The sequence below is a fragment of the Pseudoalteromonas sp. TAE56 genome, from assembly GCF_000497955.1.
Lineage (GTDB): Bacteria > Pseudomonadota > Gammaproteobacteria > Enterobacterales > Alteromonadaceae > Pseudoalteromonas.
Genome location: NZ_AUTN01000129.1, coordinates 1 through 7,200, shown reverse-complemented (window position 1 = coordinate 7,200; position 7,200 = coordinate 1). Strand labels below are relative to the sequence as shown.

Genomic DNA, 7,200 nt, shown 5'->3' with positions numbered 1-7,200 from the left:
CCGCCGCCAATTCAAGGTTTAGGCACTACCGGTGGTTTTAAACTGCAAATTGAAGACAGAGCTAATAAAGGGTTTGAAGCACTATTTAATAGTCTGCAAGCCGTAATCGGTAAGGCGCAGCAAGACCCTGCATTAATGGGCTTGTACTCAAGTTTCCGTATTCAAGTTCCACAAATGGATATTGATATTGACCGTGAGCAAGCGCTTATTCAAGGTATTCCACTTGATGAAGTATTTAATGCACTGCAAATTTACTTAGGCTCTGTGTACGTAAATGACTTTAATATGTTTGGTCGTACGTACCAAGTAAATGCACAGGCTGATGCTGACTATCGCTTAGACCCTGATCAAATACTTAATTTAAAAGTACGTAACCGCTCAGGTAATATGGTGCCACTGGGATCTGTACTAACAGTAACACCAACAATTGGTCCTGACCGTGTTATGCATTACAACGGTTACCCAAGTGCAGAGCTAAATGGTAGCCCAGCGCCAGGTTATAGTTCTGATCAAGCACAAATTGCTATTGAAAAAGTACTCGCAGACACACTACCAACAGGTATTGAATATGAGTGGACTGAAGTAACGTACCAACAAGTACTTGCCGGTAACACCATGGTTTATGTATTCCCGTTAGTTGTATTACTTGTATTTATGGTACTTGCAGCGCAGTACGAGAGCTTACGTTTACCACTGGCAATTATATTAATAGTACCAATGACTATTTTCTCTGCCTTGTTAGGTGTGTGGTTTGTTGGCTCTGACAACAACATATTCACCCAAATAGCATTAATAGTACTGGTGGCCTTGGCCTCTAAAAACGCAATATTGATGGTTGAGTTTGCAAAAGATAGACATGACTCAGGATTAACGCACCTAGAGGCAATACTTGAGGCATGTCGTATGCGCTTGCGCCCAATATTAATGACGTCGATTGCATTTACAGCAGGTGTTGTACCGTTAGTACTTGCCACTGGTGCAGGCGCCGAAATGCGACACGCAATGGGTAACGCCGTATTCTCAGGGATGATAGGTGTCACTGTGTTTGGTCTATTATTCACGCCGGTATTTTATATGTTAGTGACTAACAAAAAAGAGAAAGCGCAGGAGAATACTCATGACTAAATTAATGCAAAAAAGACTTAAAACAAGTCTGACTGCCAGTGCCGTATTAGTTGCTGCGTTTTTAGCCGGGTGCGCAAGTAAAATAGACACCATGAGCGAGCAAAAAGCCGTTAACGAATTTGTTGCCAAAGCTAATATTGCTAGTAACGTTAGCGTTGCTGATGAAACAAACTGGTGGAAAAAGCTTAATTCTGATCAACTAAATGAGCTTGTTACTGGTGCGCTTGCAAATAACTATAATTTGCAAACAAGCCAACTAACACTTAAAAGTGCATTAGCGCGTTTAGGCGAGCAAAAAGCCCAATACCTACCGCAAGGTGGTGTAAATGTTGGCGCAGCTCGAAGCGATGCACCAAGCGTGTTTGACCGCCAATCAAGTGCAAACGTTGCACTTGATTGGCAGCTAGATTTATTTGGTCGCATAACGGCATTGGTTAATGCTGCAAATGCATCGGCCATGAGCCAAGTAGAGCAAGTACGTTTACTGCAAATTGAAGTTGTTTCGTCAGTTGTTAAAGGCTTTGTAAGTTATCAAGGAAATGTTGAAAAACAACACATTGTTACGCTTCAAATAGAAGCGCTTGAGCAAAGTATTGACGTTCTTCAAGCTCGCGTTGACGAAGGTGTAGCAAATGAGCTTGATTTAAATCGTACGATGGCGCAGCTTAGGCAGCAACAAGCACTAATGCCTGCTATTGAATATGCAAAATACAGCGATTTATCTGCACTTGCAGTACTAAGCGGTAAGTTAACGCAAAATATTGCTATTGAAAATGAGCAAAGCGTGCTGGAACGTGACTTTAGCGTCGCACTAAAAAACGCTAATAATGCCATTGCCTTACGTCCAGATATTAGCCGTGCACTATTTGACTTTAGCCAAGCAAATAGTTTAAGTGTTGCAGCGAGCAAAGCGTTATTACCCGATATTAGCTTATCTGCATTTGCAGGGGTTGTGAGTATAGATAGCACAGGCTTAAAAAATACCGATCAACAGTGGCAAATAGCGCCGCAGTTACAATGGTCGTTATTAAGCTACCCAGCATTATTAGCACAGCGCGACGCGCAGCAGTTTTTAAGTGAAGCCGCTTACAGCGATTATCAACAAGTGGTATTAACTGCACTAAGTGAAAGTGAACTTTCATTGCAATTGTTGGTTAATCAAGCACAGCAAAAACGCTTTGCCGACGAACGCTATGACTTTGCTAATAAAGCATTTTTACAAGCACAAGCAATGTATGAAGAAGGTCAAATTCCTTATCTTGAGTTGTTAGATGCGCGCCAGGATGTTTTAATAGCACAAGAAAATGCTGTTGAAACAACAATCACTTCACTGCTTGCCAAAGTAAATGCTTACCAGTCATTTAATGGCCAATGGAGTTATGCGTTAAACGACACTAATAAGTAGAGTTATATTGATGCCAAATACTGAAAATTTACATGAATACATTATCCCGCAAACGATGCGCGCTATTGTACTGCCAGAACCAAATGAAGCAATTGACTTAGCGGATGCTGAGCTGCCTGTTCCTATTTGTGCAGATAACGAGCTGCTTGTAAAAGTAGAGTACGTTGGTTTAAATCCAGTTGATGGTCAATTTGCTAAAACAGGCTTTTGTAAGTGGCAGTATCCACACATTTTAGGCTTAGATGCCGTAGGTGTTGTGGTTAAAGCTAATAAAGGTGTGTTTCCAAATGTTGGCGAGCGGGTTATGTGGCATGCCAACATTGGTGAGCAAGGTGCTTTGAGCGAATACACCAAAGTACCTAACTTTGCAGTGTCGGTTGTGCCAAGCAGTTTAAATCCGGCTATTGCAGCAACACTTCCATGCGCCGGTATGGCAGCACTTATCAGCTTAGATAAAATAGGCATTAGTGAAGGCGATACTATTTTTATTGAAGGCGGAGCCGGAGCGGTAGGGCAGTTTGCTATTCAATATGCAAAACAGCGCGGTGCAGATGTATTTACCACGGCATCAAAGCGTAACCATAAATTGGTTAAGCAGCTAGGCGCTGATGTGGTTTTTGACTATAGCGATAAAAAACTATGCGAAAAAATCCGAAGAGAACTTGGCCCGCAAGGCTTTGATGCGGTTATTGATACGATAGGTGGTGAGTGTACTCAACGTAATATTGAGTTAATGCGTTTTTGCGGACGTATTGCCTGCTTAAATCCGCTACCTTGTTTTGATCAAGACTTAATGTATCACCGAGCGCCCAATATTAGCGTTGTATCGATTGGTGGTGCATGGCTTGCTAATAGTTTATGTGCACAACAACGTTTGAGTTTTATGGGTAACCTGTTACTTGAAGGAGCTGTTAGTGGCGACATTAAACACCCAGAAATAACGCCCGTAGATTTTAGTGCTGAGTCAGTATCGCAAGCGCTTAATAAACAACTTGCTGGTGGTTTTACCGGCAAGCAAGTTGTTAAAGTTGCTAAGTAAAGCGCTTATACAATTTGATTTAAATTTAAGTAGTTTTAGCTAGTTTTAGCTAAATTAATTGCTTATGTAGCCTCTACAAATTGAATAAAAACGCAGCCTATTTGTGCTGCGTTTTTTTATGCCCATCAAAAAATAGATACAGCGCTAGGGTCTGTTGATCTTTCAAGGTTGAATTTGCAGCAGTCTGTTTGGTATTTAGGCAAGGCAGAGCCTATGTAGTGTGGTTATTCCCCATAAATGGGCGATAACGTAGCATTAATGCCAAACAGGCGCTGCCCAAAGGGTTCTTCCTAGGGGCTATTTACTCTTAGTTGCTCGGTTTTTACTTAGCCCACTAGGTTAAAAACCTCGCGCCGCGATTAAATAGCCCCTAGTTTGAACAAATTTTAATACGCAAAGATCAACAGACCCTAGAGCTTTTGCTGTTTTATTCATCATTTTAGTTAAAATACTTTTTTTCAGCGTACAGCTGTAAGCCTTTGTGTTTCAACAGTTTACGTTCAGGTAAAGAAAATAAATTGAAAAAACTGTTAATTAATTGAATAGAGTAATTGATCTAAATGATTTTTTATGACGTAATGTAGGTATTATTTAGCTGGTCGGATGAGTTCAATCATGAGTTTACGTACAAAACTAAAAAAAGTATTACCAAGTATTTCTATCACAGAACAAGAAGCGCTAGACGCGGGTGATGTATGGCTTGAAGGTTCTATCTACCAAGGTAAGCCTGATTTCAGTGCACTTCGCGACGTACCTGCTGCTAAATTAAGCGCAGACGAGCAAGCATTCTTAGACGGTCCAGTAAAAGAGTTATTGGGCATGATTGACGATTCAGTGATTCAAAACGGCATTCATTTACCAAATGACATCTTAGAATTTTTGAAAAAAGAGCGTTTTTTCTCGCTTATCATTCCTAAGTCGTTTGGTGGTTTAGAGTTTAGCCCTTATGCAAACTCTACTATTGTTGGCACAATTGCGACTAAAAGCTCAGCAGTAGCGGTAACCGTCATGGTTCCTAACTCGTTAGGCCCAGGTGAGTTATTACTTCACTTTGGTACGCAAGAACAACAAGCGCATTACTTGCCACGCCTAGCAAATGGTACAGACATTCCATGTTTTGCATTAACAAGCCCAGAAGCGGGTTCTGATGCAGGTGGCATTCCAGACATTGGTACAGTAACTAAAGGCATGTACAACGGTGAAGAAGTACTTGGCCTTGAGATAACATGGGACAAACGCTACATAACGCTTGCACCTATTGCTACTGTACTTGGTTTAGCCTTTAAAGTAATGGACCCTGATGGTTTATTAGGTGGCAAAGAAAGCTTAGGTATTACCTGTGCACTTATTCCAAAAGAGCACCCAGGTGTAGAGCTTGGTAATCGTCACGACCCAATGGGTATTCGTTTTTACAACGGTACTACACGTGGTAACAAAGTATTTGTACCAATGGACTTTGTTATTGGTGGACAGAAAAACATCGGCCGTGGTTGGCAAATGCTGGTTAGCTGTTTAGGTGCTGGCCGTGGTATTTCATTACCTGCGCTAGGTGTTAGTACAGCACAAGTTGCATTTAAATCAGCATCTGAATACGCAGCAGTGCGTGAACAGTTTGGTTTAGCCATTGGCCAGTTTGAAGGTATTCAAGAAAAACTAGCTGACATTGCAGGTAAAACATACTTGCAAGAAGCAATGCGCGTACTTACAACTGAAGGTTTAGGCATGGGCTTAAAACCATCAGTAGTAACTGCAATCGCTAAATACCACATGACAGAGCTTGGTCGCGACGTGCTTGATTCAGCAATGGATATTCAAGCGGGTAAAGCGATTCAAAACGGTCCACAAAATACATTAGCAAGTGGTTATGTTGCTCAGCCGATTGCCATTACGGTAGAAGGTGCGAATATTCTTACTCGTAACCTAATGATATTTGGTCAAGGTGTTATGCGTTGTCATCCATATTTACAATCTATGGTTGAGTCAATTCACAGCGAAGACAAAGGCGCAGATAAAGAATTTAACGGCATTTTACGTAAAACAATTGGTTACAGCACAGCAAACAGTTTACGTGCTTTCCGCTTAGGTGTTTTACCATTTACAGCAAGTGCTAATTCTGAATTGCCAGAAGTACGCGACTACGAAAAAGCAGTACATAAATTATCTGCAAAACTTGCAGTGTACGCAGACTTTTCGTTACTTGTACTTGGCGGTAAGTTAAAACAAGCAGAAATGCTATCGGCACGTTTAGGCGATGTAATGAGCTTCTTATATGCAGCTATGGCATCAATTAAATACTACGAGCAAAAAGTATCAAGTAGTGACCGTGAGCAAGCAGCGCCGTATTTCCATTACGCGACTCGTTTTGCACTACAAAGCGCTGAAGAAGCATTGCATAAGTTTTTAGATAACTTCCCTGCAAGTGGTACTCGTAAGTTTATTCGTTTCATTACAATGAACTACTCAACTAAAATGCCAAAAATTAGCGACGATTTAATCCGCGAACTAGCTAAGCAAGCTCAGCTAGATACCGCATTTAAAGCGCAAATCACGCATTTAGTTAAACCAGTAGTGGGCGATGGCCATCATATTAATGAGCAAGCTTACAAAGCTAAAATGGCATCACTTGGCGAGCTGGCTAAAGTTAAAAAAGCACTACGTGCTAAAGTAATTAAACCAGGTATACGCTTTAACATCACGCTTGATAACGCACTAGCGGCAAACGTAATCACGCAAGCTGAACACGTTCAGTTAATTGATTACAACATCAAACGTGAAAAAGCGATTCGTGTAGATGAGTTCGATTTTGACATGAACATACTAGACGATAACGCACAGCCGATTAACCCGCTTAAAAGCGTAGTTAATCAGTAAGTTAAAGTAACAATATTCAATGATGCAAAGCGCCCGTAGTATCGGCGCTTTTATTCTTGCAAAGTATTAGTGTGGAGCCTCGCTTGTGTAAAAACAAGCGAGGCTTTTTTATGCGTTCAATATAGAGACAGGGTGATGATGGCTCATTTGATGGTCGTTTAGCTTATTTAATTAGAGTGGCTGTCTAGTTTATTTCCTTTGCGCCACTGGGCGTAAAAGCCTGGCGGTATTTAGCAACAGCACAAGGATTCACGGTAAATAAAGTAAGGTGGTCGTATTTAGCTAATGCATAAATAAGCGGGCCTTTTTTAAGCTCACAAACAATTGCTATTTTCTGCTCTGGATAACGCTGTTTAATATCCATAGCCCATTCATGCAACGCTTCAGGTGTGTGTTTAATAACGGTGTAATGATATTTATTAGTGCCTGTTGGGTGTTCACAAATATCATGTTTTTTATCGGCCCAATCCATGCCAATGAGTACAGCAAAATTATCAACGTTATATGCTTTCATTTTATAGCGCCTACGGTTAAAGTTAAGGACGGAATGTGCTTAAATCTCGTTTCTCGCAGGTCTTATAGATAGTCTTGGTCGGCAATCCCTGAGTATGCGTTTTGAAATCGAGGTGCTCTGTTGGCTCGAACGTCTTGTTAAAAACATTAGATGTTTGGCATTCAATATTCGTAACCAACAGAAGCATATTCCACTTAATATAATAGTCAGTTACTTTTAAATTAAGTGGCTTGGTCGAACTATAAG

The 7,200-nt window shown here is 40.9% G+C and carries 5 protein-coding genes; 4 read left to right on the top strand and 1 reads right to left on the bottom strand.

The window, feature by feature from the left end; all coding sequences use genetic code 11:
* The 4 genes from L656_RS0114950 to L656_RS0114935 form a co-directional block, all read left to right on the top strand.
* Nucleotides 1-1,125: efflux RND transporter permease subunit (locus L656_RS0114950; protein WP_024599807.1), on the top strand; the 1,125-nt coding region annotated here is incomplete at its 5' end.
* Entirely contained in the window at nucleotides 1,118-2,530 is a 1,413-nt protein-coding gene (locus tag L656_RS0114945; protein WP_024599806.1) for a TolC family protein, read from the top strand. The genes L656_RS0114950 and L656_RS0114945, both read left to right, overlap by 8 nt.
* A gap of 10 nt (nucleotides 2,531-2,540) precedes the next feature.
* Nucleotides 2,541-3,569 (top strand): zinc-binding dehydrogenase, encoded by a 1,029-nt coding sequence (locus tag L656_RS0114940; protein WP_024599805.1) that lies wholly within the window; start codon nucleotides 2,541-2,543, stop codon nucleotides 3,567-3,569.
* 615 nt (nucleotides 3,570-4,184) lie between these two features.
* The gene (locus L656_RS0114935; RefSeq protein ID WP_024599804.1) at nucleotides 4,185-6,440 is read left to right on the top strand and encodes an acyl-CoA dehydrogenase; all 2,256 of its coding nucleotides are present in this window, start codon (nucleotides 4,185-4,187) and stop codon (nucleotides 6,438-6,440) included.
* Nucleotides 6,441-6,624: 184 nt separating this feature from the next.
* Here the strand turns inward: L656_RS0114935 and L656_RS0114930 are convergent, their stop codons facing one another.
* Nucleotides 6,625-6,954, bottom strand: a complete 330-nt coding sequence (locus L656_RS0114930; protein WP_024599803.1) for an IS110 family transposase — start codon at nucleotides 6,952-6,954, stop codon at nucleotides 6,625-6,627.
* Between the last annotated feature and the right edge of the window lie 246 nt (nucleotides 6,955-7,200).

Excerpts from the sequence above, each read along its gene's own strand:
- L656_RS0114945 (WP_024599806.1), top strand. The coding sequence starts at position 1,118 with ATGACTAAATTAATGCAAAAAAGACTTAAAACAAGTCTGACTGCCAGT.
- L656_RS0114940 (WP_024599805.1), top strand. The coding sequence starts at position 2,541 with ATGCCAAATACTGAAAATTTACATGAATACATTATCCCGCAAACGATG.
- L656_RS0114935 (WP_024599804.1), top strand. The coding sequence starts at position 4,185 with ATGAGTTTACGTACAAAACTAAAAAAAGTATTACCAAGTATTTCTATC.
- L656_RS0114930 (WP_024599803.1), bottom strand. The coding sequence starts at position 6,954 with ATGAAAGCATATAACGTTGATAATTTTGCTGTACTCATTGGCATGGAT.